Here is a 563-nt window from a genome sequence, read left to right as displayed (position 1 = left end):
TCGTTCGCGTTCCGATTGACGCGAGAAACCTGTGTCCGGTTCGTCTAGGGGTTAGGACACCGCCCTTTCACGGCGGCAACACGGGTTCAAATCCCGTACCGGATACCAACTTTTTCCGCTTTTGCGGCATCAAAAGGTGTTTAACGAAAATTCGCTTGCCAAACAAGCGAATTTTTGTTTTACGGGTATTTATGATGAAAAACCGGCCTATACGTTTTGCGTTTCTGTTAATCATGTTTGCCGCCGGCATTGGCTATTCACAGAATGTAACGCGCATAACGGACCGAATAATTGTTTTCCCTTTTGAAAACGCCTCTAATCAGTCCGATTTCAATTGGGTCGGTGAAAGCTTTGCATTATCTCTGAGTGAATTGTTGAAGGTGCCAGGACTGGACGTAGTATCAAACGGCGAAAGAAAAGCATTACAACAGAAACTCCGCATTCCGCTTTCAAGTCTGCCAAGCCTTGCAACTTCTCTCAAACTTGCCCGTGAAGCCGGTGCAACGCTGCTCGTAACCGGCAAATACAACATTTTGCCCGGACAGGGTGACCTGGCCGCGACG

General features: G+C 48.1%; 1 tRNA gene. It reads left to right on the top strand.

Features of this window, described 5'->3' with window-relative positions:
- Window positions 1-33: 33 nt before the first annotated feature.
- Window positions 34-108, top strand: a tRNA-Glu gene (locus tag R7P74_RS28290).
- The last annotated feature ends 455 nt before the right edge of the window (window positions 109-563 follow it).

It is taken from the genome of Vibrio sp. 2033 (assembly GCF_033339735.1).
The sequence above is the reverse complement of the archived record's forward strand: the minus strand, read 5'-3'. Positions and strand labels throughout refer to the sequence as shown.